Origin of the sequence: Bacillus sp. FJAT-25509, from assembly GCF_001420605.1 — a bacterium.
GTDB lineage: Bacteria > Bacillota > Bacilli > Bacillales > Bacillaceae_G > Gottfriedia.
Window position 1 is genome coordinate 62253 of sequence record NZ_LJIZ01000019.1, and the last position, 25301, is coordinate 87553.

The 25301-nt window shown below is 32.1% G+C and carries 25 protein-coding genes and 1 pseudogene; 20 read left to right on the top strand and 6 right to left on the bottom strand.

What is annotated here, in order from left to right; all coding sequences use genetic code 11:
• Positions 1 to 19: 19 nt before the first annotated feature.
• Positions 20 to 1114, top strand: a complete 1095-nt coding sequence (locus AN960_RS12230; protein WP_056471674.1) for a tartrate dehydrogenase — start codon at positions 20 to 22, stop codon at positions 1112 to 1114.
• 79 nt (positions 1115 to 1193) lie between these two features.
• Here the strand turns inward: AN960_RS12230 and AN960_RS12235 are convergent, their stop codons facing one another.
• A complete protein-coding gene (locus tag AN960_RS12235) occupies positions 1194 to 2552 on the bottom strand; it encodes a sigma-54 interaction domain-containing protein (protein ID WP_056471677.1) in 1359 nt (452 codons plus the stop codon).
• Between the two features lie 138 nt (positions 2553 to 2690).
• Here AN960_RS12235 and AN960_RS12240 point away from each other — a divergent pair, with 138 nt between their 5' ends.
• From AN960_RS12240 to AN960_RS12250, 3 genes are read left to right on the top strand one after another with little or no spacing between them, the layout of a single operon-like run.
• Complete coding sequence (locus AN960_RS12240) at positions 2691 to 2879, top strand: DUF3311 domain-containing protein (RefSeq protein ID WP_056471680.1); 189 nt, start codon at positions 2691 to 2693, stop codon at positions 2877 to 2879.
• Positions 2876 to 4351 carry a sodium:solute symporter family protein gene (locus AN960_RS12245; RefSeq protein ID WP_056471683.1) on the top strand — a complete coding sequence of 492 codons (1476 nt, stop codon included), beginning with the start codon at positions 2876 to 2878 and terminating at the stop codon, positions 4349 to 4351. Before AN960_RS12240 ends, AN960_RS12245 begins: the two co-directional genes overlap by 4 nt.
• Positions 4352 to 4356: 5 nt before the next feature.
• Entirely contained in the window at positions 4357 to 4953 is a 597-nt protein-coding gene (locus AN960_RS12250; protein ID WP_056471685.1) for a GDSL-type esterase/lipase family protein, read from the top strand.
• 188 nt (positions 4954 to 5141) lie between these two features.
• On the opposite strand, the gene AN960_RS12255 is transcribed toward AN960_RS12250, so the two are convergent.
• The gene (locus AN960_RS12255) at positions 5142 to 5384 is read right to left on the bottom strand and encodes a DUF2584 family protein (RefSeq protein WP_056471688.1); all 243 of its coding nucleotides are present in this window, start codon (positions 5382 to 5384) and stop codon (positions 5142 to 5144) included.
• A gap of 138 nt (positions 5385 to 5522) precedes the next feature.
• Between AN960_RS12255 and AN960_RS12260 the strand changes: the two genes are divergently transcribed.
• The 5 genes from AN960_RS12260 (at position 5523) to AN960_RS12280 (ending at position 9026) form a co-directional block, all read left to right on the top strand.
• On the top strand, positions 5523 to 6428 hold the full coding sequence (locus tag AN960_RS12260; protein WP_056471690.1) for a phosphotransferase enzyme family protein: 906 nt from the start codon (positions 5523 to 5525) through the stop codon (positions 6426 to 6428).
• Positions 6429 to 6593: 165 nt separating this feature from the next.
• On the top strand, positions 6594 to 6788 hold the full coding sequence (locus AN960_RS12265; RefSeq protein ID WP_056471692.1) for a hypothetical protein: 195 nt from the start codon (positions 6594 to 6596) through the stop codon (positions 6786 to 6788).
• Positions 6789 to 7230: 442 nt separating this feature from the next.
• Complete coding sequence (locus tag AN960_RS12270) at positions 7231 to 7626, top strand: hypothetical protein (RefSeq protein ID WP_056471695.1); 396 nt, start codon at positions 7231 to 7233, stop codon at positions 7624 to 7626.
• A 42-nt stretch (positions 7627 to 7668) separates the two neighbouring features.
• Complete coding sequence (locus AN960_RS12275) at positions 7669 to 8136, top strand: flavodoxin (protein ID WP_056471699.1); 468 nt, start codon at positions 7669 to 7671, stop codon at positions 8134 to 8136.
• On the top strand, positions 8133 to 9026 hold the full coding sequence (locus tag AN960_RS12280) for a WD40/YVTN/BNR-like repeat-containing protein (protein ID WP_056471702.1): 894 nt from the start codon (positions 8133 to 8135) through the stop codon (positions 9024 to 9026). The genes AN960_RS12275 and AN960_RS12280 overlap by 4 nt, the downstream gene beginning before the upstream one ends.
• A 221-nt stretch (positions 9027 to 9247) precedes the next feature.
• Here the strand turns inward: AN960_RS12280 and AN960_RS12285 are convergent, their stop codons facing one another.
• Positions 9248 to 10009, bottom strand: coding sequence for a DeoR/GlpR family DNA-binding transcription regulator (locus AN960_RS12285; protein WP_056471706.1), 762 nt, complete (start codon positions 10007 to 10009; stop codon positions 9248 to 9250).
• A 219-nt stretch (positions 10010 to 10228) separates the two neighbouring features.
• Between AN960_RS12285 and AN960_RS12290 the strand changes: the two genes are divergently transcribed.
• The 6 genes from AN960_RS12290 to pbfA are packed head-to-tail and all read left to right on the top strand — an operon-like array spanning position 10229 to position 16903.
• A complete protein-coding gene (locus AN960_RS12290; RefSeq protein ID WP_056471709.1) occupies positions 10229 to 10981 on the top strand; it encodes an ABC transporter ATP-binding protein in 753 nt (250 codons plus the stop codon).
• Positions 10974 to 12599 carry an ABC transporter permease subunit gene (locus tag AN960_RS12295; protein ID WP_056471713.1) on the top strand — a complete coding sequence of 542 codons (1626 nt, stop codon included), beginning with the start codon at positions 10974 to 10976 and terminating at the stop codon, positions 12597 to 12599. Before AN960_RS12290 ends, AN960_RS12295 begins: the two co-directional genes overlap by 8 nt.
• 40 nt (positions 12600 to 12639) lie before the next feature.
• Entirely contained in the window at positions 12640 to 13632 is a 993-nt protein-coding gene (locus AN960_RS12300; protein ID WP_056471715.1) for an extracellular solute-binding protein, read from the top strand.
• 21 nt (positions 13633 to 13653) lie between these two features.
• On the top strand, positions 13654 to 14748 hold the full coding sequence (locus AN960_RS12305; protein WP_056471718.1) for a 2-aminoethylphosphonate--pyruvate transaminase: 1095 nt from the start codon (positions 13654 to 13656) through the stop codon (positions 14746 to 14748).
• The gene (phnX, locus tag AN960_RS12310) at positions 14745 to 15557 is read left to right on the top strand and encodes a phosphonoacetaldehyde hydrolase (RefSeq protein ID WP_056471720.1); all 813 of its coding nucleotides are present in this window, start codon (positions 14745 to 14747) and stop codon (positions 15555 to 15557) included. Before AN960_RS12305 ends, phnX begins: the two co-directional genes overlap by 4 nt.
• On the top strand, positions 15551 to 16903 hold the full coding sequence (gene pbfA / locus AN960_RS12315) for a (R)-1-hydroxy-2-aminoethylphosphonate ammonia-lyase (RefSeq protein WP_056471722.1): 1353 nt from the start codon (positions 15551 to 15553) through the stop codon (positions 16901 to 16903). Before phnX ends, pbfA begins: the two co-directional genes overlap by 7 nt.
• A 374-nt stretch (positions 16904 to 17277) precedes the next feature.
• Here pbfA and AN960_RS12320 read toward each other — a convergent pair whose 3' ends face one another.
• Both AN960_RS12320 and AN960_RS12325 read right to left on the bottom strand, forming a co-directional pair.
• Positions 17278 to 17712 (bottom strand): SRPBCC domain-containing protein, encoded by a 435-nt coding sequence (locus tag AN960_RS12320; RefSeq protein WP_056471725.1) that lies wholly within the window; start codon positions 17710 to 17712, stop codon positions 17278 to 17280.
• Positions 17713 to 17919: 207 nt separating this feature from the next.
• Positions 17920 to 19470: pseudogene (locus AN960_RS12325) on the bottom strand (catalase); the annotation flags it as partial.
• 208 nt (positions 19471 to 19678) lie between these two features.
• On the opposite strand from AN960_RS12325, the gene AN960_RS12330 reads away from it, so the two are divergent.
• Entirely contained in the window at positions 19679 to 20206 is a 528-nt protein-coding gene (locus tag AN960_RS12330; RefSeq protein ID WP_056471730.1) for an SH3 domain-containing protein, read from the top strand.
• A gap of 148 nt (positions 20207 to 20354) precedes the next feature.
• Here AN960_RS12330 and AN960_RS12335 read toward each other — a convergent pair whose 3' ends face one another.
• The gene (locus tag AN960_RS12335; protein WP_056472096.1) at positions 20355 to 20876 is read right to left on the bottom strand and encodes a cupin domain-containing protein; all 522 of its coding nucleotides are present in this window, start codon (positions 20874 to 20876) and stop codon (positions 20355 to 20357) included.
• Between the two features lie 216 nt (positions 20877 to 21092).
• On the opposite strand from AN960_RS12335, the gene AN960_RS12340 reads away from it, so the two are divergent.
• From AN960_RS12340 to AN960_RS12355, 4 genes are all read left to right on the top strand, one after another.
• On the top strand, positions 21093 to 21545 hold the full coding sequence (locus tag AN960_RS12340) for a hypothetical protein (RefSeq protein WP_056471733.1): 453 nt from the start codon (positions 21093 to 21095) through the stop codon (positions 21543 to 21545).
• Positions 21546 to 21724: 179 nt separating this feature from the next.
• Positions 21725 to 22444: a YebC/PmpR family DNA-binding transcriptional regulator gene (locus AN960_RS12345; protein WP_056471735.1), complete on the top strand. Its 720-nt coding sequence runs from the start codon at positions 21725 to 21727 to the stop codon at positions 22442 to 22444.
• 344 nt (positions 22445 to 22788) lie between these two features.
• On the top strand, positions 22789 to 23334 hold the full coding sequence (locus AN960_RS12350) for a hypothetical protein (protein ID WP_056471738.1): 546 nt from the start codon (positions 22789 to 22791) through the stop codon (positions 23332 to 23334).
• A 525-nt stretch (positions 23335 to 23859) separates the two neighbouring features.
• Positions 23860 to 25248, top strand: a complete 1389-nt coding sequence (locus AN960_RS12355) for a peptide MFS transporter (RefSeq protein WP_056471740.1) — start codon at positions 23860 to 23862, stop codon at positions 25246 to 25248.
• Positions 25249 to 25301 lie beyond the last annotated feature (53 nt).

A 25301-nucleotide genomic window follows, 5' to 3' on the forward strand; every position in this document is an offset into this window, starting at 1 on the left:
ATAAGGTGGGAAATCTGATATGAAAATTCATAAAATAGCAGTTATTCCAGGGGATGGAATAGGTCCAGAAGTGATTAATGAAGGTGTGAAAGTATTAAATAAAATTGCTAGTTTCGATGATTCATTTAAATTCGAATTTACATCTTTTCCTTGGGGATGTGAATACTATGCTCAATTCGGAAAAATGATGGATGATGATGGAATTGAAAGATTAAAAGAGTTTGAAGCAATTTATTTAGGAGCTGTCGGATTTCCTGGTGTACCTGATCATGTCTCATTGTGGGACTTGTTATTAAAAATTCGTAAAAGCTTTGATCAATACGTAAATATACGTCCTGTAACCCTATTAAAAGGAGCACCGTGTCCTCTAAGTAATATGGTAACCGAAGACATTAATATGTTATTTATCCGAGAGAATACAGAAGGCGAATATGCAGGAGCAGGTGATTGGCTATATAAAGGAAAAGAACATGAAGTAGTTTTACAAAATAGTGTTTTCTCACGCAAAGGTACTGAGCGCATTATACGTTATGCATTTGAAGTAGCCCTTAAACAAGGAAAAACATTAACAAGTATTAGTAAAGGTAATGCTTTAAACTATTCTATGGTATTTTGGGATCAAATATTTGAAGAAGTGAGCAAAGAATATCCTTCAGTAAAAACATACTCTTATCTTGTTGATGCAGCTGCTATGCTTATGATTAAAGACCCGAAACGGTTTGAAGTAGTAGTGACTTCTAATTTATTTGGTGATATTTTAACAGATTTAGGTGCAGCCATCGCAGGAGGTTTGGGTCTTGCAGCTGGAGCAAACATAAATCCCGAGAGAGAATATCCTTCAATGTTTGAACCGATTCATGGTTCAGCACCAGATATATCAGGAAAACAGATTTCTAATCCACTCGCAGCAATTTGGTCAGCTAGCCAATTGCTTGATTATTTAGGGTATGAACAGTATGGTAAGGTAATTCTTACTGCAATTGAGGAATTATTAATTGAAAAAAAATTCTTAACGCCTGATTTAGGTGGATCATCGTCAACATCAGAAGTAGGGAGTTATATCGTCGAATTGGTAGCTTCAAAACTGAATGTTTTACAGACTCAAAAAAATTAATTAGTCGTATTGGCTTCCAATAATAAAAAGGGAAATACTACAGAAGTATCTCCCTTTTAATTTAATCTTTCAAAGTCTACTAGACCTTACAATACTTTTGGATTAATTTGTTCGCTTTTGTTTGACTTAAACCAAGATCCTTTGCAACTTTACGAGAGCTTTTATGAATCTTGTAAGATTCGATAATCATTTTTTTCTCAGTTTCTTCTAAAATATTTTCTAATGAATTTTCTTCATGGATTGTGATTTTACAATCATCAGGAATTAATTGTGATGGCAAGTCAGATAATCGGATGACAGATTCGCTAGTAATAACGAGTCTTTCAATAATATTTTCAAGTTGCCTAATATTACCTGGCCATTGAAAGGCTTCAAAAGTATTTTTTACATTTGATGAAAACGACCGGTTAACTTTGTATTTATGATTGAACTCAGTTAAGAAATGATTAGCTAATAAGGAAATATCTTTTTTTCTGTTTCTAAGTGGCGGAATTTGAATATCAATTACATTTAATCGGTAAAATAAATCTTCTCTAAACTGTTTTGATTTTACCATTTCCAAAAGATTACGGTTCGTTGCCGTTATTATACGAACGTCTGCTTTTTTTAATTCTCTGCCTCCTACTGAAAAAAAGCTACGATCTTGTAATACTTGGAGTAGTTTCGCTTGAAATTTTAAGGAAATTTCACCGATTTCGTCTAAAAAAATTGTTCCTTCATTTGCCGTTTCGAGTAAGCCGATTTTTCCATTCTTTAAGGCTCCAGTAAATGCACCAGTAGCATAACCGAATAGCTCAGATTCCAATAGGTCTTCAGGGATTGCTGCACAATTAATGGCAAGAAAAGGACCGTTTTTCCGATTACTTAAATCATGAATATATTTCGCTAGCACACCTTTTCCAGTTCCAGATTCACCTTGAATTAAAATATTTGTATCAACGGGAGCAACCTTTTTACAAAAATCAATGATATTTGTCATTTCATCATCAATTGTTAAAAATCCATTTGAATTAAATTGTTCTCTCGAATCAACCATTTCATGAATGTTATTATGAATAATAGATATATAGTTTTTTTCACGAGATGTAATGAAAATGAAATCCAATTTTTTATTAATCGGATTGAATATTGGAATGGCAGTTGTGACTAATTCCTTACCAGTATGTGTGGTTTGGTTAATTGTGACGGTATTATTTTTCTCTAAAACAATTGGAATGATGGATGGGGTCCAATACCCTTTTTCCAAAAAAATATCATTATGTTTTCCTATAATTTCGTTTTGACGTAGACCATAATGTTGTTCACACATTTTATTAACATAAATGATTTCAAGATTTCGGTTTAAAATATAAATTTCATCAGAAGAATAATTTAAAATGTTTAACAACACTTCTTTATCGAATTCTAGTATTTCTGAAAGATTAGAATAACTGTTCATAATGTATGCTCCTTTTTAAGCGCTTACAATAAGAGGCTAATATTTTACTATTTTATAAAACGAGTTTAACATAAGTCTACGAATTATTAACAGAATTTTGTAAAAAATCAACCGATTGAGAGGTAAGGGGGAAATAGAATGAAATATTTTGCAATTTTTTTAACTATCTTTGCTTTCATAGGATCATTAACTATTGTGAATCGGGTGGAGCCTTACATATTAGGATTACCGTTTATTGTATTTTGGTCAGCGAGTTGGTTAGTCATTACATCTGTCTGCCTTTTTATTAGTAATGCAATTTTAGAGAAGCAGGAGGAAAATCAATGAGCATTCTATTAATTGGAATTACGTTTCTGTTAGCACTTTTTTTAGGTATACGTGCCCAAAGAGGAAGAGAAATGAAATTGGAATCATGGGTAGTGGGAGATCGAAATTTTGGTAGTATTATTATGTTTGTCCTAATGGCTGGTGAAATGTTTACAACTTTTATATTCCTAGGTGCTAGTAGTGCCTCCTATTCAATGGGGGGACCAGTAATCTATATTTTCTGTGCTGTTACTTATATTATTCCATTTTGGATTTTACCTCATATTTGGCGTTATGCGAAAAAACATAATTTATTAACTCAACCAGATTTCTTTGTTAAAAAATATAATAGTAAATCTTTAGGACTGATCGTTGCAATAGTTGGAGTAGTTTCCATTATTCCATATATGGTACTTCAACTAAATGGTATAAAAATTATTGTATCTGAAGCTTCATACGGAGCTATTTCTCCAAATTTAGCAGTATGGATTGGTGTAATTGTTGTGACAATCTTTGTTTATATCTCAGGAATTCATGGTTCAGCATTCACTGCTATATTAAAAGATATTTTGATGCTCATAACGATTTTGTTTTTAGGGATCTATTTACCTTTCCATTATTATGGTGGTGTAGAACCGATGTTTAGAACGTTAGATGCTGCTAAGCCTGGTTTCCTATTACTACCTAAGGCTGGCTATAGTATTTCTTGGTATGTGTCAGTTTGTTTAATTATTGCGCTCGGTCAATATATGTGGCCACATGTTTTCGGTGCGAGTTTATCATCAAAAGATTCAAAAACATTACGTAAAAATGCAGCACTAATACCTCTTTATCAAATTCTGATGGTTTTTATTCTTTTTATTGGCTTTACTGCACTTTTACAAATGCCACATATTCCAGGAGGACGAACTGATTTAGTTTTATTCGAAATTGCTAAAGCGACACTTCCACCTTGGTTTATTGGTGTAATTGGTTCAGCTGGTCTACTTGCAGCGTTAGTTCCTAGTTCGTTGTTATTATTAACGGCTTCAACATTACTTTCTAAAAATATTTATAAAGTAATAAAACCTGATACAAGTGAAGCGAAATTAGCGGGACTTACAAGAATCTTAGTTCCGATCATAGCTTTAATAGCATTAGTCTTTACGTTCTATGGTGGTAAGACAATGCTTTCTCTTTTATTGATGGCATATAGTTTTGTCTTACAATTGTTCCCTGCATTAATTGTTACGTTTTTAAAACGTAATCCGGTTACAAAAATTGGAGCAGTAGCAGGGATACTATCTGGCCTTACTACAGTTGCATACGTAACAATAAAAAATACAACATTTGGGACATTATTCCCACATGCACCTCAATTTTTAAAAGATTTTGATTCAGGATTTATTGCATTTACGATTAATATCATCTTTATGTTTGGAGTTAGTGGAATTGTTTACTTAGTAAAAATAAGACCAAGAGTAGGTCAAAAAGCTATAAAAGAACAATGGTGAGAAAGATGAAAATTGTATGTATAGGTGATAGTCTTACAGAGGGTTTAGGAATATCAAAAGTTGATGCATGGCCAACTATCCTTCAAAACGAATTATCAGTCGAGATTATTAATAAAGGAATTTCAGGTGATACAAGTACTGGAATGTTGTCACGATTTTACCATGATGTCGTATTAAACAATCCATCACATGTTATTATTTGTGCAGGTGGGAATGATTTGTGGTGGGAAGTTGAAATAAAATATATACTTTCAAATATTTATTCGATGGTAAAGCAAGCAATTCACAATGGAATTCAACCTATTGTAGCAATCCATCCACCAATTCACATAGATCTTATCAATCATGAAGAAGTATGGGAACCGATTTCTGGTTTTGAAACATTCGTGTTGAAGGCACAAGAGCTAGCCAATCGAATCGAGCAAATGGTAAAAGTAAATCAATTTAAACTTATTGATTTTCGAATTCCATTTCAACATCACCAGAATCTAAAATCAAAGTTTTTTGAAGGCACTGATGGAGTACATCCAAACGAATTTGGACATAATGCATTAGCAAAACAAGCATATCAAACGATTATACAGTTAAATAATGATTATTAATAAGGTTTCAAATGAACGGATAGCGAATTAAAGCTATCCGTTTATTTGAACCTACAAAATAATGTACATATTTGCGCAAACTACAATCTTTTTCTTAGCTGTTAATTCAAATTTTTTTTATTTTTACTAAAAAAAGGACTGTATTTTTGACAGTCGTTTTAGGTTCTAATATAAGTAGTGGTTTCTTTTTAATTAACTGTATCAATTGCTTTTAGTTCATAAAGCATATATGTATTGTTATTTCTCCATTCGATTTTCTCAATAACAGCTACTCCAAAAGGTTTTTCATCACTCTTTCGGGTGACGTTGATTGGTGTGTCAATGGGATATAAATGGTATCCGTTTTGCTCTAGCGTGAATAGATTGTTTTCGTGTCTAACGGCGTGATCGTTCGTTACAATTAACCAATTAAATTCAAATGGCATACTCATATTTTGAAAACTCCTTAAATTGAATAGTAGAATATTTTATATAGAAAAGATTAAACACTTAAAAATATCTTAATATATTTTTGTTCTGAACACAAAAATGGGATTGTATAAAATTTTATAAGATAGTAGGGACTTTTAATGAAAAGGAAGCAAAGTAATCAAGTTCGGTTAGGCGGAGGGCTTCAAAATGATGTATTTTATGATAAAGACTATAATAGGGTGGTTAGGCAGTCTAAATTAGGAAAAACAAAAGAAATGGTGTTACAGGAAATTGATTTTATAAATTTTTTACATATGCAAGGAGTAAATGTCCCAAGAGCGGATCGTAATTTAAGAGAAGAAGATGGAAGAGTCATAACTTATTTTGAGTATATTGATGGCGAACAAATTGATGTGACAAACCCTAACCATTGGAATAAACACCTGTTTGAACAATGGGGTAAAAAATTGGGGAAGATACATTCTTTAGCCAAGAAGTATAAATTAAGTGAAGTTCATCGTCCTATCTGGTCACCGAATCGTATTGATGTTTTTGGCATTAGAGATCAGTTAGTTCCTAATATGAAAGGGATTTATGATAAACACATGGAAAAGCTCTCAGAATTTAGTGTGACATCCGATACATTTGGAATGATTCATAATGATTTTCATCAAGGGAATATAATTTTAGTCGGTAATACTCTCTTTTCGATTGATTTTGATGATTGTGCATTTAATTGGTTCGCACAGGATATTGCTACAGCTTTTTATCATGCGTATTGGCAACAGAACTCTTTTAATAAAATAAGTGATCAGTTTATTGAGACATTTATGGTGAACTTCTTTAAAGGATATAAACTAGAAAACTTTCTTCATAATGACATAGTAAAACAAATCCCGATTTTTCTTAAATTGAGAGAAATATTTTTGCACCATTTATTTGTCCACATATGGGATATGAATCGATTAGAAGAGTGGCAAAAATATACACTTATTGATTTAGAAAATAAGATTAAAAATGATGTGCCATATGCAGATATTATAGATTTTTCGATTTATCAATAATGGAAGCCATAGGATAGCTCTAGTTATAATAACCTAGCTATCCTTTTAATTTTTTTAAACTTTTACATATACTCATAAACGTATGGTCATTGATTCGTTAATTCGACTATATAATAAAACAAACAGTATTTTTTGTAGTTGCTTTATTGAAAGGGGCTGATGTTTATGCGAAGAAATAAGAATGCGGCTCTTATTGTTATTTTATGGTTATGTATGGTGCTTTTTATAGTTATAAATGCAATACGTCATATTCGAGTATATATGGTTTACAGTTCAGGCTTAATGCCTTTTATTGTTTGTGGAATGATTATTTTTGCGATTATTATCCTTTATGTAAGGGGTTCGAATCAGCGAAGATAAAGTGTTTTATTGAAGCCATTATGTCAATTTAGTAAAGTAATTGAGACAGTATATGGTTGCATTTTAAAAATTCCGTTCTTATTCTCATATGTATAAGAGTGCTGCGACGCGCGTTTTTTAGTATGCTGTTTAATAACTATGAGTCTTGCCAATTAGGCAAGGCTCTTTTTTTGTTGGGGATGAAGATTTTATGTCACTAAAAAAATACCGGAAAGGGAAGCATTTGCCCTTAAAATCATTTTGGATACGCTCGTTTTCTCTTGTAAATACAGATTTATAAATCAGTCATAAAGAAAAAGAATTAAAAATATAATTGACACTGATAATCATTATCATATAAAATTACAATTGAAAATGATTATCAATATCAAACAATGATTGATTCTCTTATTAAAAATAAATAATCAGGATGGGTATGAAAGAGCCATTAAGGAGGCAGTTGATGGATAAACATTTCATTATTTTAGAGTCATTTCATCAGCAAGTAACATGTTGTTGTCCAGGTCAAAAGCATCAACACGTAATTGAATTTAGTGAGGGCGATTTATGGACGATGACTAGTGAGAGAAAATATGTTGATTGCTTAGGATGGCATTATTTAGTTGATAACAACAATGATTTTGAATTTTACTTGCATGTTGAAGACATACAAAGCTTATACGAAAGTGGTGTACTTTGTTCCATCTGGGATATAGATCTTAAAATAAATCATTTGAATTTTAAAATTAACGAAGCACTTGATGTGAATGATCGAGAGTCATTTCTTACAATTGCAAATGAATTACGTAGTTTAAAAGAATTAAAGAACAAATTCTTCACAAATAAAGATGCTGTTTAAATAATGGTCATAAATAAAACGCATGGAAGAGGAGAGAGCAGAATGGCTAAAATTTTAATCGCTTTTGCAAGTATGTCAGGTAACACAGAGGAAATAGCTGAGTTAATTAAATCAAGTATAGATACAATGGGCCATGATATAGAGATGAAAGAAATTGAAAATATCAATACCCAGAAATTATTAGAATTTGATGGAATCATACTAGGGGCTTATACGTGGGGAGACGGAGAGCTTCCATATGAAGTTGAAGATTTTTACGATGACATTGAAACCTTAAATTTAACTGGTAAAAAAGCTGCTGTATTTGGATCGGGCGATCATGCTTATCCTAAGTTTTGCGCTGCAGTAGATCTATTAGAAGAGAGATTAAAAGAATGTGGTGCTGAAATAATAGAGGAAGGATTAAAAGTAGAATTAGCACCGGAAACGGAAGAAGACATTGATCGTTGTGTTACATTTGCAATTAACTATATTAGCCAGTTTGAAGATCAATTTGAGGGAACTGTATGAATAACATGTTCAGTTCTACAGCAGTAACAAGAACTGAAAATGGTAGTACGATTATAGCTACTGTAAATAATGGAATGATCATCGATTATGATGGAAACAGGACTTACAACTTTCCATTAATAAAAAATCAAATTCGTGATCTGAAAAGTGTAGGACGAATTGTATATGGTGTTGGAGATAACGGGCTGTTTATTAAGAGTCTAAATGAAGGTAAAGACTGGATCATCAAGCAGTTTCCTACAAAAGCAAGTATATGGAGTGTATGTTGTAATTCGAACGGACTGGTCGTAGCACATGGAGATAAAGTAATTTACATATCAACAAACTTTGGTGAAACTTGGAAAATCATTTCTCCATTTAAAGTAAGTAAACCACCATCCATACGCTCTTTATGCTTACATGGCAGTATGTTATTTATTGGTACAAAAATTCATCCAACTGATGGTGGAATTTGGATGTTAGACTTACGCACATATAAATTCATAAGAGTGAAAGCGGAGTCTGATAAAATGATTTCATCGATGCTAGTAAATAATGGACTATTCGTTACAGTCAGTGGTTCATGTAGGGGAAGAGATGGAGTTGTAGAATACTTACCGATCAAAAGTCTATACAAAGAAAATTGTCGTTGGAATCAATGCTACAGTACAAAAAGCAATGGAAGTTATTTAGATATTAGTGCGCATAATGGAATCGTGTACACAACCTCCAGTCAAAATGATTCAGGCTATAGCACCGTTTCAAGGGTATACTTAGAAAATCAATTAATTGTTCCATGCGATTACGTAAAAGGTCATGGCTGGAGAATCTGCAATGAAAATGAAAATTACATCGTAGCTGGACAATATGAAACTAGATTTTTTGAAAAAGATTCTAAGAGAGTATGTTGAAAAAGGTAGAATATGGGGGTTCCATTAGTCACAGAGGCTGACAGATGGAGGCCCTTTTTTATTTGAACAGTATTAAGATCTGAAGGTTGTTAATATATGTAACTGTGGGTATCTTAGCGGTGTTAGTCATTTGGAATTAGCGGGTTTGGTTTTCAACACTACTTATCGTATAAATGAAAGTAGGAGGGTTCTCTTAAAACTGAGAACCTTCCTGCTTTTATTTATTCTGCAATTACCAGATTTGTATTTGTCTTATTAAATTTAGAAATAAAACTTTTATTTATATGAGAATCCGTAATGATATAATCAATTTTTTCAAGCGGTGCTATATGAACAGTGACGTTCTTCCCAAATTTTGTGCTGTCAGCTGCTACATAATTAAGGTTGGATAACTCAATTATTTTCTTCCTTGTAATAGCCTCTTCTAAATTATAATCGGAAATTCCTTTTTCAATTGTAATTCCACTCGCACATATAAACGTCTTTAGAATATTTAATTCATTAAAATTAAATAAGTAATCGTACGTAACAACCGATTGTTCATTTCGTCTAATTTTACCACCGATTATGATCAATTCAATTGAGCTATTCATTAGCTCATTGATGATTGGGATCGAATTCGTAACGACTGTTAAATTCTTTTTATCTTTAATATATTTTGCAATTTGGAGTGTAGTAGAGCCGCTATCTAAATAGATACAATCTCCATCTTCAATATGTTCAGTGCATTTCTTTGCAATCTTTTCTTTTTCCTCTAAGTGACTTACCATTCTTTCTTCCATTGATGATTCAAAAAACTTCGACTCAGCTATTTTCGCACCACCATATATTTTCTCTATTTTACCTTGTTTTTCAAGTAGATTTAAATCTCTTCGTAAAGTATCAGTAGATATATTTAGAGCTTCAGTTAGCTCAGTTATTTTTAAAACATTATTTGTTTTTAATAAATCGATTATTTTATTTTGTCTTTCAAGTGGAAACATAACCTCACCCATTCAGTATTTATTAAGACTTGCTTTCAGTTTAATGAAACGAATGCAGATTATCAATAGTAGTAATGCAAATGTTTGGTTAATTAAATGTAAAAATGTGCATAAGTTATGCAAAAGTTACTGATAATTTACATATTATTTACTTAAAATGCTAATTGAATTTACATATGAATTTTATACTAAGGTTGTACTTAAGGGGGGGAACACGGCTTGCTGAAACTACAAAATATTAGCAAACAGTTTGATAAAAAAGTCGTATTAACAGATATAAATCTTGAAATTAAAACTGGAGAAATCGTCTCATTATTAGGACCAAGTGGAAGTGGTAAAACTACTTTATTAAATTTAATTCTCGGTCTAACGCAAATGGATCAAGGTCAAATAATATTCAATGATGTAGATATTACAAAAACACCAATGAAAAATAGAGGATTCAATATTGTTTTCCAAGATTATGCACTTTTTCCTAACTTGAATTCATATGAAAACATTGTTTATGGATTAAGAAATAAGAAAGGTCTTGTATCGGATCAAGAATTAAAGGAATATATTGACTTCTTAGAATTAAAACCCCATTTAAATAAGAAAATAGGAGAGCTATCTGGAGGGCAGAAACAAAGAGTTGCACTTGCTAGAACGTTAGTAACGAAGCCAAAAATTTTATTATTAGATGAACCGTTAAGTGCACTAGATGGTGTCATAAAAGAATCAATTAAAGAGCGAATTAAATCGATCGCAAGAGAATTTAAATTAACTACGATTATCGTTACACATGATCCAGAAGAAGCTTTAACTTTATCAGATAAAATTTTAATTATCAATGAAGGTGAAATTTCACAATTTGGAACGCCAAGTGAAATCATAAACCAACCAAGTAATCAATTTGTTGAAGAGTTTATATTAAAGCAGCTTCAAATTAAGAGACATAATATTTACAACTTATTTGGTGAGAAATATGCATAAAGTTAAACCGGAAATGCGAGTTATTTATTTAGCAATATTACTATTATTTGTCTCATTTCTATTACTACCATTAATCATATTATTTTATCGCTCGTTCGAAACGGATCATGGTTTTGGGATAAATAACTATTTAACAATCTTGTCAGACAAAACGTTAATACAAGCAATTGGAAATAGTATAAAGGTTTCTACAATTACAGCTTGTATTAGTACAGTCTTAGCCTTTATTCTGGCATATTCAATTAACTGTACGAAAATGATTCAACCTTTAAAAGGATTTATGAAAATCGTTATTCTCATACCAATGTTGCTTCCAACGATCACTTATGGATTTGCGATCATTTATTCGTTTGGTCAACAAGGTTTAATAACAAAACTACTAGGAAAAAACCTATTTGAAATTTATGGGTTTAATGGATTGCTAATTGGATACGTCATTTATACATTACCAGCGGCATTCCTATTAATTAATAATTCTTTTAAATATATTGATAAGAAATTTATGGTTGTTTCTGAATTGATGGGTGACGGTCCATTTAGAAGCTTCAAAAATACAATTATTCGCCCATTACTTGGAACGCTTGGTGGAGCTTTTGTTCTTTCCTTTATTTTAAGCTTTACAGATTACGGTATTCCAGCTTCAGTAGGTGGTACATATTACGTTGTAGCTACGCAGTTATATCAAGTTATGCTTGGATCAATTCCTAATTTTAATAATGGTGCAGTTATTGCAGTATTAATGCTAGTTCCAGCTGTATTTGGCGTTTTATTACTAAACTATCTTGAAAAATTCAATTTTCATTACGACAAGTTTACAAACGTTGAAATGCTTTCCAACAAAGTACGAGATATTTGTTTCGGGATCATTTCTACAATCATTTTAGTTGGAATCCTGTCAGTATTTGCAGTAATGTTCATCATTCCATTTTTTATTAGTTATCCATTTAAATTAACTTTTACGATACAACATTTCGTAGATGCTTTTCAATCTAGTGATTTAATTGGAGTTTATAAAAACTCGCTATATGTTTCAGTTGTAACAGCAATACTAGGAACTCTTGTTGCATATAGTTCGGCACTATTAAATGTGCGAACAGCTATAAAAAGTAAATCTAAGTTAGTTATTGATTTAATTTCGATGCTAACAAATACTGTTCCAGGAATGGTTTTAGGTTTATCGTATTTACTATTTTTCAATAATAGTAGTTTAAAAGGAACATTTGCAATTATCATTCTTTGCAATATTGTTCATTTCTTTACTACACCATATCTATTAGCGAAAAACTCATTATCAAAAATGAATCCTGGTTGGGAGACTACTGGAGAATTAATGGGGGATTCATGGTTTAAAACAATTTACAGAGTTGTTTTACCAAACTCTAAATCAACAGTTTTTGAAATGATTAGTTACTATTTTATCAATTCAATGGTAACGGTAAGTGGGATCATTTTCTTAATAACTGCTGAAACTTCATTGGTTGCAAGCAAAATTAAAGAACTTCAGCATTTCCAAAAATACGATGAAATATTTGTATTATCTCTATTAATCTTTTTCACGAATTTAATCGTCAAATTTATCTGTGACTATTTCCAACGAAAAAGTGTTATTCAGGGATAATCAATCATTTATAAAAAATAAAAATAAGTGGGGTTATTTTATGTTTAAGAAATTTAAAGGAATTATGTTGTCGTTGTTAGCCTTATGTTTAGTTTTTTCATTAACTGCATGTAATAGTTCAAAAACAAATGCCTCAGGAAAAGTTGTTATTTATACGAATGGTGATGAAGAAGCCATTACATCAATGGAAACTGCTTTAAAGAAAGCAGGTTATGAAGGAAAGTATGTGTTCCAAACTTTTGGAACTTCTGAATTAGGTGGAAAACTAATGGCAGAAGGTGACAAAATCGAAGCGAACTTAGTAACAATGAGTTCATATTTCTTAGATAGTGCTCAAGAAAAACACAATATGTTTGAAGACTTAACGTTTAAAACAAATTCACTTGAGAAATACCCTACATTTTATACACCAATTTTAGCTAATACAGGATCAATCTTTGTAAATACAAAAGTAATGAAAGAAAAAGGCTTACCAATGCCGACTTCAATTAAAGATTTAGCAAAACCAGAATTTAAAGGCTTAGTATCAATTCCAAATATTATGGATTCTTCAACTGGATGGTTATTAATTCAAGCAATTATAACTCAGTATGGAGAAGTAGAAGGTAAGACAATTTTACATGATTTAATCGCAAACTGTGGTCCACATTTAGAGAGCTCAGGTTCAGGTCCAATTAAGAAAGTAGAAGCTGGTGAGGTTGCAGCGGGTATCGGATTACGTCACCAAGCAGTATTAGATAAAAAATCAGGATTACCAATTGACTATGTAGATCCAACAGAAGGAAACTTCTCACTTACTGAATCAGTTGCAGTTGTTAAAAAAGATAAGAAATCAAATGAATTAGCGATGAAAATGGCGGAAGTAATTATTAAAGATGCTCGTAAAGATTTAATCAAAAATTACCCAGTTGCTTTATACAAAGGTGAAACTGTTAGCGACGAGCATAAACCAGCTCATTCTATGAAATTTAGCCAACCATTAACAGTTAAATTATTAGAAGAGCACCAACAGTTCTTTAATGCAGCAAAATAATTACCAAGGGGATGAAAGACTATGAAAAACTATAAATTACTAACACCAGGTCCATTAACAACTACAAGTACGGTCAAAGAAGAAATGCTCTTTGACCGATGTACTTGGGATCAAGATTATAAAGACATTACTCAAAAAATTAGAACTCAACTTTTAGAGTTAGCAAATGCATCAGAAGAAGAATATACAGTTGTTTTAATGCAAGGTAGTGGTACGTTTGCAGTTGAATCAGTTATTAGTTCAACTATCTCGAAAAATGACAAAGTATTGATTGTAACGAACGGAGCTTATGGTGAACGAATTGTAAAAATGGCTAAGTATATTGGACTTAATTTCGTTCAATATAGCATTGCATATGATGAACTACCTAAAGAAGAAGAGTTAAGGGACATTATTGAAAAAGATCAAACCATTACTCACATCGTAATGGTTCATTGCGAAACAACAACTGGTATTTTAAATCCAATTGAAATGGTGGCCGAACTTTCAAAAGAATATAGTAAGACGCTTATTATTGATGCGATGAGTAGCTTTGGTGGTATTGAAATTGACGTACAACAACTGGAAATTGATTACTTAATTAGTAGTGCGAATAAATGTATTCAAGGTGTACCAGGATTTGGGTTTGTTATAGCAAAACTAGATAAGCTTGTTCAATGTGAGGGAGTCGCTCGAAGTTTATCTTTAGATTTATTCGATCAATGGAAGGAAATGGACAAGGATGGAAAATGGAGATTCACTTCTCCGACACATGTTGTTGCAGCATTTTCAAAAGCGATTGATGAATTAATTGAAGAAGGTGGCATTTCTGCTAGATTTGCTCGTTATCAAAATAATAACAGCTTGTTAAGAAAAAGACTGAAAGAAGTTGGCATTCATGCTTATATTACAGAGGAAAACCAATCACCAATTATTACTACCTTCTTATTTCCAAGTGAACAGTTTAGCTTTGAAAAATTCTATTACTTCATAAAGGAAAAAGGATATGTTATCTATCCTGGTAAACTAACTGATGCTGATACATTCCGTGTAGGAAATATTGGAGAAATTTATGAAGAAGACATCCAAAGTTTATGTAATATTATCGAAGAATATATGGGAGTGGTGACAAAATGAATAAAGTTGAAGGAATCATTTTAGATTGGGCAGGAACAACAGTAGATTTCGGATGTTTTGCACCAGTAAATGTGTTTATCGATATTTTTAAAAATGCAGGAATTGAAGTAACGATGGAAGAAGCACGAGCACCAATGGGGATGTTAAAAATCGATCATATTCGTGAAATGCTTTCAATGCCTAGAATTTCTAATCTTTGGATCGAGAAATATGAGAGACCATTCAATGAACAAGATGTGAATATACTTTATGCAAACTTTGAGCCAGCTCTAATGGCTTCACTATCTGATTATGCAGATCCGATTCCTGGAGTCGTCGAAGTAGTACAGGAATTAAGGAATAAAGGTCTTAAAATAGGTTCAACAACTGGTTACACAAATAAAATGATGGATGTAGTCGTTCCAAATGCTGAGACGAAAGGCTATTATCTAGACTTCTATATTACACCTGACGAAACAAATTCATTTGGTCGACCTTACCCTTATATGATTTACCGAAACATGGAAGCATTAAAGCTAACTGCTCCATGGAAAGTTGTGAAAGTAGGCGATACAATTTCGGATATTAAAGAAGGGATTAATGCAGGTGTTTGGTCTGTCGGCGTCATTATCGGAAGTTCAGAAATGGGACTTAGTTTAGAAGAGTTTAATAGCTTAACAGATAGTGAGAAAGAAGCGATTATTTCAAAAACTGAACAATCATTTAGAGAAAATGGAGCAGACTTCACAATTAAATCGATGAGTGAATTACCTATGTTAATTGAAAAAATTAATAATTTAATTGTAGGTGGTAAGAAAGTAACATGTTAAGCACTCATTTGAAAAGAGAAGGTGACATTAACTTAAGCCCTCTTCGCACGGAATGGATGGACCAATTAAATCAAATTAGTAGAGAAGTCATTCAAGAGGATGAGAGGGTATTTGTAAGACAATCAATGTCTACGCCCTGTCTTAATGGGATAGTCGACGCTATAGGAAGTTATCTAATTGATGTGAATGGGAAGAAATATTTAGACTTTCATGGAAATAGTTCACATCAAGTTGGCTATAAAAATCCATATGTAGTTGAAGCAATCAAAAGGCAAGTTGATGAACTCCCATTTATTCCAAGAAGATTTACATCTGAGATTGTCATTAAGGCAGCTAACGCATTAGTAAATAAAACAACTTCAAAAGATTACAAGGTTCTATTTACTCCATCTGGAAGTGCAGCTGTCGGATTAGCTCTTAAAATTGCGCGAAAGGTGACTGGGCGTCATAAAGTCATTTCGATGTGGGAATCATTCCATGGTGCTGGATTAGATGCGATTGCAGTTGGAGGGGAATATGTTTTTAAAAAGGATATAGGCCCTCTTATGCCCGGTACATTAAAAGCAATTCCCTTTAATGGATATCGTAATCTATTAAAAAGTGACTCACATGAAGACGTAGCAAATTTTTGCTTAGACCATATTGAATATATGATTGAGCATGAAGGAGAAATTGGAGCAATCTTATTAGAACCAATTCGGGCAACTGATACACATATCCCTCCAAAGTCTTATTTTAAGAGATTAAGAGAAATATGTGATCGACATGGCATCCTATTAATATTTGATGAAGTACCGACAGCCTTAATGAGAAGTGGAGCATTTTATGTTCATCAAAACTTTGAAATCGAGCCTGACATTTTAGTTCTTGGAAAAGGATTAGGTGGAGCAGTTATACCTCAAGCGGCTGTACTAACTCGCACAAAATACGATGTTGCCGAAGAAATATCGCTTGGACATTATACTTTTGAGAAACCAGCATTAGGCTGTGCAGCGATTTGTTCAACAATTGAGTATATAGATGACTACAACTTGGAAGAGAATTGTCGAGTACAATCCGGATTCGTAAAAACTAAGCTAGTTCAACTTTATGAACAGTATGAACAGATTGGAGATATTCGAGTTGCCGGATTGTTAATCTCTATTGAGTTAGTCAAGTCTCGTGATACAAAGGAAAAAAACGATGAATTAGCCGAAAAAATTCTATATTTCTGTTTAAATAATGGGCTTTCATTTAAGCTATCCGGAGGCAATTGCATCACTTGGCATCCACCTTTAATTGTTACAAAAAGTGAACTAGAGTTTGCAGTTGGACTTCTTGAAGAAGGCTTGAAAAAATTTAGTTAAATTGTATAAGTGTAGCTAATATTCTTCTTAAGAGTTTTAGCTACACTTTTTAATTAAAAAACAAAAAAGAGTAGAGACTATTAAAGTCTGAGTATCGTAAATAAATTCTGGCGCTGCAAATAAGTTTAATAGAGCTGCAAATAACGTGTCCAACGGTGCAAATAAATGGTGAAATGATTCAAATAAACAGCGAACTGCAATTAAAATACGAGAATCGCAAATAAAATTGGAGAAACTTCAATTAAAAATGTAAGCTGAAATACCTCCACTACGTATTTCAACTTACATTCTATTTACAATTAAAAAGGGGGCACCCAAGAGTTAGTTAACCTAACTGATGAGATCCCCCCATAGAATACCGTATTACTTTAAAATTATTTCACTAATCCGCCTCTTAACTTAGTTACACCAAATTCTAAATAACATTTTAAACAGCTAAGCATGAATACCCAGCCTTCTTTATTATCGATTAAATGATGAACATATTCTGGGTTGCTTTCACTAAAGCCTTCTTCCACCACTTCAATAATTGTGTTATCTTGATCCTGTTCATTTAATGTGATCGTTACGATATTTCCTTCTTCTGTAGGTCCCCAAGCAAACACAATCTTTTTATTTTCATCAACTTCGATGATCTTTATTTTGCCTTCTGCATTGTAAAGATCGTATTTTAAAGTAATGACTTTTCCTTCTTCCCATCGTTCAGAGCTAGAAGAAAACCAAAAGTTACCTATTTTAGTTGGATCAACAAATGCTTCAAATATGTCTTTTGCTGGTTTGAAAATATTAAACTTAGTCACATTATTCATTTAAGTATCAGCTCACTTTCAAATAATTTCATATGTATCATCATTGTCCTTACAAACTTATTTTAAACTGTTATCTTTTAATTGTGAATATTGAGTCGTAATATTCAGATAATAATCTTTTAACTATATCTAATATTTTGTTCGTATTTTTGATAATAAACTAATATGCTAAAAAGGATAGGCGACTGCCTATCCCAATTTATACTTTTAATATCGATCCGATTCATGTCCCATATTTTTGGCTTTGTCAGACGCTGCATCAGCTGCTTCAGTACTAGTGTGTTCAGTTCGATTACGATTCGCTTTTTCTAAACCTTCGCGCACTCTGCGTCCGTATTCTTCATCAGCTTTTGTAAAATAACCGACCATCGCTTCTTGAATATGAGGCTTACATACTTTTAGTGCATTTACTAAATTTGAAATTAGTTCACTTTTTTCAGTTTCGTCGAAAGCACGGTAAGTATTACCAGCTTGGATAAAGTCGTTAGGTCGATCTATTTTTTGTCGTACTAACTTATTATTGTACGCAGGTTCATGATCTTTTCCATCCTTTGGTGCTTCTTTTAATCCACCTAGTGATGAAGGTTCATAGTTTACATGTGGGTTTTGACCTGGCGCTGCGTCAACTTTATATTCCATTTGTCCATCACGTTGATTTGTTGCTACATGATTTTTTGGTGAATTAACTGGTAGTTGTAAGTAATTTGTTCCAACTCGATATCGTTGTGTATCTGAGTACGAAAAAGTACGACCTTGAAGTAATTTATCATCTGAAAAATCAAGTCCATCAACTATTACACCAGTCCCAAATGCAATTTGTTCAACTTCTGCAAAATAGTTTTCTGGATTTTTGTTTAATACCATTTTTCCAACTGGTAAAAAAGGAAACTTTTCTGGATCCCATAGTTTTGTAGGATCAAGTGGATCAAAATCAAGCTCTGGATGCTCATCATCACTCATGATTTGGACACATAATTCCCATTCTGGATAATCGCCTTTCTCAATCGCCTCGTATAGGTCTTGAGTTGCATGATTATAATTTGTAGATTGGATTTCATCTGCTTCATGTTGCGATAGATTTTTTATTCCATGTTTTAGCGGTTCCCAATGGTATTTAATGAGAACTGCCTCGCCATCTTTGTTTACCCACTTATATGTATTAACACCGGACCCTTGCATTTGTCGATAGTTAGCTGGAATTCCCCATGGTGAAAAGAGAAATGTAACCATATGAGTAGATTCTGGTGTTAGATGAAGAAAGTCAAACATTCTTTCAGGATCAGGAAGGTTTGTTACTGGATCCGGTTTAAATGAGTGAACCATATCTGGAAACTTTAAAGGATCACGAATAAAAAAGATTTTCAAATTATTACCGACTAAATCCCAATTCCCATCTTCAGTATAAAACTTTGTAGCGAAACCACGTGGGTCACGTAAAGTTTCAGGAGAATGTCCACCACCTACAACTGTGGAAAATCGAACATACACAGGTGTTTTTTTTCCCTTTTCTTGAAATAATTTTGCTCTAGTATACTTAGAAATTGCGTTATCGCCTACTTTTCCATATGCCTCAAAATATCCTTGCGCTCCGGCTCCACGAGCATGCACAACACGTTCTGGAATTCGTTCACGGTCAAAATGAGAGATTTTTTCAAGAAAGTCATAGTTTTCTAAAGTTGTTGGTCCTCGATTACCAACAGTTCTTACATTTTGATTATCAGTTATTGGATGGCCTTGCCGATTCGTCAATATTTCTTCATGGTTCGCTTGATTATCCATAATTGCCTCCATTCATACAAATACAAAATTTAGAATGTCCACAAAATTGGAAGCATATGCAAATTTTTCCTGTTAGATGTATCCGATCAGTATAATTGAAAAGTTTACAATTTGGATACATCTCATGACTAATTTTGAAACATTAATTCAATATTATTGAGATGTAAAGCGAGAGGGGGAATTTATAATGAAGAAAAAATTATTAAAAGCTTTTGTATCAACGATGGCCTTATCCGGTGCATTATTATTTTCAAATGGTGTAGTAGCACAGCCGACAAATGTTAGTGCAGCGGTTTTAAATGCTCCGATTAGTGTATATGAGGTAACTGCAAGTGTATTAAACGTACGAAGTGCTCCAAATACAAGTTCAAAAGTAGTAGACACTTTAAGAAAGAAAGATCAAATTGAGATTGTAAAATACTATAATGCTAGCTGGGCACAAATTAAAACAACAACTACTAAAAATGGTATAGCTTATGTAAGTACTAAATACTTACAAAAAGTACCAACTACTGTTACAACAAAATCTAATTTAAATTTACGTAGCGGTCCTAGTACAAAAAATAAAATTCTTACGGTAATTCCTAAAGGTGCAAAAGTCAGCTTCCTTGGCTATCAAACTGAAGGGAAAACTCAAATTGATTATAATTGGGCAATTGTTTCTTACAATGGTAAAAAAGGATTCGTGAGTACTAGTTATTTAAATATGAAATAACCAGAAATAGCTAGAACCAACAATTAAAATCAAAATGACGATATCGTAACAATACGATTAAAAAAGATTACCTTAACTCTGAGTTAGTTGTTTCCCTATTCCCCCAAAAAAAGAAAGTGAGCTTTTAGCTCACTTTCTTTTTTTAGACCTAATAAGGAAGAACCTTATAAGCTAATTTATTAATAATCTCTTTATGTTCAGGGTATTTATTATGTAATTGCTCTTGAGTAAATAATTCAAAGTCTTTAAAATCAAATCCAGGTGAAACCATGCAGCCAACTAAGGAAAAAGTATTTTCTTCCATAACTGATGAACCGAAAATTGAATTTTTAGGTACTAAATATTGAGGCACTTCTCCACTTTCTAAATTAAGTCCTAATTTTATTTCTTCGTATTGACCATTCTCATGAATAACATGAATCGTTAATGAACTGCCTGCATGGAAATACCATAATTCGTCAGACTTTAATCTGTGAAAATGAGAAATATCATGTGATTGTAGCAAAAAATATATACTAGTATAAAGTAATCTATGATCATCATAATTTACGGTTAATTCACGATCAGATATTTGCTCCTTTGATTGATAGGTAGATTTGTAATATCCCCCTTCTGGATGTGCTTCTAGTTCAAGTTTAGAGATCCAATATTCTGGATTATTGTTAAACATTATATCAATCCTTTCTTTTACTTCTCCCACCATATTACCTTAATTTTTGTTATTTCTATGATAAATATGTTGAAAATTATCTTATTTTAATAAAGTGAATAGTATAAATTAATTGATGGAACATTCACGAAAAGTACAGAATTTTCCCAATATACAATTTAATAGAAATAGATTACATTAAACTTAATAAATGAAAAAATATGGAGCGGAAGTTCGATGTTTAAAAAAGGGATCATATATTTAGTGGCAATCTTTACGATTTCGATCATTATTAACCAAACTATTTTGTCTAAAGATGAAAAACCGGAAGTTAAATTTGAGTTAGCAGATAAAACAATCCCTTATAAAATAGCAAATTATTCGTGGGGAAAATTATTAGATAAAGATAAAGTAACAAATGGTACATATAAAAATCTTAAAGAAGAAGTAGCTATTCCAGCATTCGAAGGAGAGCTTCTAAAGATTTATTTTTCGGAACAACCCGAAAATGTGGAAATATTAGAGCGTAGTGGGACTAAAAAAACATATATTTATGACCATAATTTAGATAATTACGGAAGTTACTCTTTCCAACTTGGATCTAAAAAAGGGGAAAGAATATATGAAGTAAAAGGTATTTGGAAGGGGAATAATTATTTTACTTATTTGATAAAAGTAAAGGTTATATAAAAATTAGGGCATTACTTCAAAATAAGAAGTAATGTTTTTTTATTTCCACTAATTTTTAGTTACGATTAATTTCGAAAAAAAGTGTAAATGAGGTATAATATTAAATGGTAAATGTTTGGCGAAAGTCAAATACATAGTAAATTAATCGTAGATTTAAAGTTGAAAGAGAGTGGAACAAGATGGGTCGTAAATGGAACAATATTAAAGAGAAGAAAGCTTCAAAAGATGCAAATACTAGTCGTATTTATGCAAAGTTTGGACGTGAAATATATGTAGCAGCGAAGCAAGGTGAGCCGGATCCAGAATCAAACCAAGCTTTAAAAGTTGTACTAGAGCGTGCGAAAACTTATAGTGTACCAAAGCATATTGTTGATCGTGCGATTGAAAAAGCAAAAGGTGGTTCTGAAGAAAGTTTTGATGAACTTCGTTACGAAGGTTTCGGACCAAATGGATCAATGGTAATTGTTGATGCGCTTACTAATAATGTAAACCGTACAGCTGCAGAGGTTCGTGCTGCATTTAGCAAAAACGGTGGTAACCTTGGGGTAACAGGTTCAGTATCATATATGTTCGATGCAACGGCTGTAATTGGACTTGAAGGTAAAACTTCTGATGAAGTGCTTGAAATCTTAATGGAAGCGGATGTTGATGTTCGCGATATTTTAGAAGAAGATGATGCTGTTATTGTTTATGCTGATCAAGATCAATTCTATGCAATTCAAGAAGCGTTTAAAAACGTAGGTATTACTGAGTTTACAGTAGCTGAATTAACAATGTTAGCGCAAAGTGATGTAACTCTTCCAGAAGATGGTCTTGCAAAGTTCGAAAAAATGTTAGACGTTCTTGAAGATATAGAAGATGTTCAACGAGTTTACCACAATGTGGACTTAGGTGAATAGAAGCTTAAAATGTTGATATAACAACATTTCTGCTGAGTTAACTCACCTAAAGTTGAGCATATTTTTGTTTAATTAATCATAATCAATTGAGATAAACTATAGCAAAGCTTTTTTCTAATGAAAAGGAGCATCGTTCAATTACGAGTAGCTAAGTAAAAATCAACCCGATTTTTACAGCCATGATTAAAGGTTTGAAAAAGAAAGATATATTATAACAACTTAAATAAACGGAACTTTCATTAATTTGGGAGTTCCGTATTTTTTTTGTTTAGCTATCCTGACAGGAAATTTGCTTCCATTAAAATAATATTAATAATAATAATAATTTTAAAGGAGCTATTGAAATGAATAAATACTTGAAAATTGGCCTGTTGATTGCAGGTTTGATTGCTGTTTCATTTGCATCTTGGAAAGTAGTTAAAATTATTGCTTTCAAAAAGGAATATCATGTTGTAAATTTAAAATTTGATGCAGAAAAAATTCCTTCAATTACAAAATCAGGAGCAGATATTGCAAGGACACACGATATATTGAATAATTTAACTGGCTGGTTAAATTACCAACAATTTCAAAATCCAAAATCTTCAGCTTGGGAAGATAAAAAAGATGATTTAAATGCTGTATCTACATATTTTGAAAAATTGCTCAGTAAAACAGATAAAAATAGCGACTTATACGATGATTTAAATTTAGCAAACGAGCTAATGAAATTAGCAAATGATAAAAAAGACGTAAAAGCTTTATTGTATACTCATCGAATAATGCACGATTTAGACAATAAGCTTAATTACAACCAAGGAAAGATTGTTGTATTCAATAGTGCAAAGGCTGGAAATGGCAATGCAGAAAGAGTTGATAATTACATAGCATATTTGAATAAACATCAATGAGATAGCTTAACGGCTGTCTTTTTTTATGTAGGCTCTGTTAAAGTAGATTGTTGATTATCTTATTCAACAAAATGGCAGATTAGTTTAAGTGAAAAGGTTCACAAATAGGTGCATATTCTAATATACAAAATATTTCTACTTTTATAAATAGGCTTGTACTTTTAGAAAAATTGATTAATAATATTTTTAGGTATTTATCGTTAGGTAAGTAATTTAACACCCTTTGAATATAGTGTGAATTACCTAAAATTTAATCAGTTTACTATTTCGAATTTTCAGACTTGGTGTTTTTTTTACAAATACTGATTATTTTGTGCTATTCTATTACAGAACTCAAATCTACATAATGTTATAGGATATGAATAATTTAGTTTTCTAGTTTCAAGCCTCTATTATAGGGCTACTTTTTTTATTTATCATTTGTCGAATTTTGTCGAGTTTTTGATTTATAAGAAATTGACAGAATAGTATAGGAATTAACTACGATTATCTGCACAAAGATTAACAACATGGGGAGGAATAGGAATGAGCGTAGCAACTGAGACAAAAACAGCAAATCAACCAAATGCGAAAAAGAAACATCCACCAGGATTGTATTTGTTATTCGCTACAGAAGCATGGGAGCGCTTTAGTTATTATGGTATGCGTGCCCTTTTAGTACTATATTTAACAAGTACTGCCATCCAAGGTGGTCTAGGATTTAAAGAAAGTTTCGCACTTAGTCTGTATGGATTATTTACAGGTTTAGTATATTTCACACCAATCATAGGTGGTTGGTTAACAGATAACTTTATTGCAAAACGTACCGCTATTACAATTGGTGGTATCATAATGGCAACTGGAAATATCGTTCTTTTCGGAATTAATAGTGCTACCGGTTTATATATTGGATTAACACTATTAATTATTGGTAATGGATTCTTTAAACCAAATATTTCTACTCTTGTTGGTGAATTATACGATAAAGACGATAATCGTCGTGATGCAGCATTCACAATTTTCTACATGGGAGTTAACGTTGGTTCTTTCTTTGCTCCACTAGTGGTTGGTTATTTATCTTCAAACTTATTTGCTACACATTCTGGTGGAGTAACAACATTTGGATATAAATATGGCTTCTTAGCTGCAGCAATTGGTATGATTTTTGGACAAGTATTATTTAATGTACTTGGTAATAAATTTTTAGGGGATAAAGGTACAAAACCTAATGTTAAGGTTCTAAAAGAAAATGCAACAGCAATTGATAAAAAAATTCCTTTAACGAAAAAAGAAAAACAAAGGACGCTTGTTATTGTTATCTTAACTTGCTTTGTTGTTTTCTTTTGGGCAGGATTTGAACAAGCAGGTTCATCTTTAACACTTTATACTGATAAATTTATTAACAGACAAATTGGAAGCTTTACTGTTCCAACAGAATGGTTCGCATCAATTAACCCATTTTTTATCATTATACTTGCACCAATCCTTTCTTCTTTCTGGATTAAATTAGCACGTTCTGGTAAAAACATTAGCATTCCTGCTAAAATGGCAATGGGTATTATTCTATTAGGCTGTGGGTTCATTTTCGTAATTCTTGCTGTTATGAAAACTGGTTCAGATCCAAATCACATTACTGTAAAAGCTAACATCATTTTCATGGTTATGACTTATTTCTTCCATACTTTAGGTGAACTAGTATTATCACCAGTTGGATTATCTGCAGTAAGTAAATACGCTCCATTAAAATATGCTTCACTTTTAATGGGTGTATGGACCTTATCAAGCTTCGTAGCAAACACATTAGCTGGTCAATTAGCAGCTTTGACAACAAGTTTAGGTATGCTTGAAGTATTCATGTATATCGGTGCTGTAGCTGTTGGAATAGGTTTAATCTTACTTGCTATCTCACCAAAATTAGCAAAAATGTTAGAGTAAAGATATGGTTACCAACAAGAATGGATTTTGAGGTTCATTCAAAAGTAACAAAA

Bases quoted from the DNA above. Each gene is read 5' to 3' on its own strand.
- AN960_RS12230 (WP_056471674.1), top strand. From the start codon at position 20: ATGAAAATTCATAAAATAGCAGTTATTCCAGGGGATGGAATAGGTCCA.
- AN960_RS12235 (WP_056471677.1), bottom strand. From the start codon at position 2,552: ATGAACAGTTATTCTAATCTTTCAGAAATACTAGAATTCGATAAAGAA.
- AN960_RS12240 (WP_056471680.1), top strand. From the start codon at position 2,691: ATGAAATATTTTGCAATTTTTTTAACTATCTTTGCTTTCATAGGATCA.
- AN960_RS12245 (WP_056471683.1), top strand. From the start codon at position 2,876: ATGAGCATTCTATTAATTGGAATTACGTTTCTGTTAGCACTTTTTTTA.
- AN960_RS12250 (WP_056471685.1), top strand. From the start codon at position 4,357: ATGAAAATTGTATGTATAGGTGATAGTCTTACAGAGGGTTTAGGAATA.
- AN960_RS12255 (WP_056471688.1), bottom strand. From the start codon at position 5,384: ATGAGTATGCCATTTGAATTTAATTGGTTAATTGTAACGAACGATCAC.
- AN960_RS12260 (WP_056471690.1), top strand. From the start codon at position 5,523: ATGAAAAGGAAGCAAAGTAATCAAGTTCGGTTAGGCGGAGGGCTTCAA.
- AN960_RS12265 (WP_056471692.1), top strand. From the start codon at position 6,594: ATGCGAAGAAATAAGAATGCGGCTCTTATTGTTATTTTATGGTTATGT.
- AN960_RS12270 (WP_056471695.1), top strand. From the start codon at position 7,231: ATGGATAAACATTTCATTATTTTAGAGTCATTTCATCAGCAAGTAACA.
- AN960_RS12275 (WP_056471699.1), top strand. From the start codon at position 7,669: ATGGCTAAAATTTTAATCGCTTTTGCAAGTATGTCAGGTAACACAGAG.
- AN960_RS12280 (WP_056471702.1), top strand. From the start codon at position 8,133: ATGAATAACATGTTCAGTTCTACAGCAGTAACAAGAACTGAAAATGGT.
- AN960_RS12285 (WP_056471706.1), bottom strand. From the start codon at position 10,009: ATGTTTCCACTTGAAAGACAAAATAAAATAATCGATTTATTAAAAACA.
- AN960_RS12295 (WP_056471713.1), top strand. From the start codon at position 10,974: ATGCATAAAGTTAAACCGGAAATGCGAGTTATTTATTTAGCAATATTA.
- AN960_RS12300 (WP_056471715.1), top strand. From the start codon at position 12,640: ATGTTTAAGAAATTTAAAGGAATTATGTTGTCGTTGTTAGCCTTATGT.
- AN960_RS12305 (WP_056471718.1), top strand. From the start codon at position 13,654: ATGAAAAACTATAAATTACTAACACCAGGTCCATTAACAACTACAAGT.
- phnX (WP_056471720.1), top strand. From the start codon at position 14,745: ATGAATAAAGTTGAAGGAATCATTTTAGATTGGGCAGGAACAACAGTA.
- pbfA (WP_056471722.1), top strand. From the start codon at position 15,551: ATGTTAAGCACTCATTTGAAAAGAGAAGGTGACATTAACTTAAGCCCT.
- AN960_RS12320 (WP_056471725.1), bottom strand. From the start codon at position 17,712: ATGAATAATGTGACTAAGTTTAATATTTTCAAACCAGCAAAAGACATA.
- AN960_RS12330 (WP_056471730.1), top strand. From the start codon at position 19,679: ATGAAGAAAAAATTATTAAAAGCTTTTGTATCAACGATGGCCTTATCC.
- AN960_RS12335 (WP_056472096.1), bottom strand. From the start codon at position 20,876: ATGTTTAACAATAATCCAGAATATTGGATCTCTAAACTTGAACTAGAA.
- AN960_RS12340 (WP_056471733.1), top strand. From the start codon at position 21,093: ATGTTTAAAAAAGGGATCATATATTTAGTGGCAATCTTTACGATTTCG.
- AN960_RS12345 (WP_056471735.1), top strand. From the start codon at position 21,725: ATGGGTCGTAAATGGAACAATATTAAAGAGAAGAAAGCTTCAAAAGAT.
- AN960_RS12350 (WP_056471738.1), top strand. From the start codon at position 22,789: ATGAATAAATACTTGAAAATTGGCCTGTTGATTGCAGGTTTGATTGCT.
- AN960_RS12355 (WP_056471740.1), top strand. From the start codon at position 23,860: ATGAGCGTAGCAACTGAGACAAAAACAGCAAATCAACCAAATGCGAAA.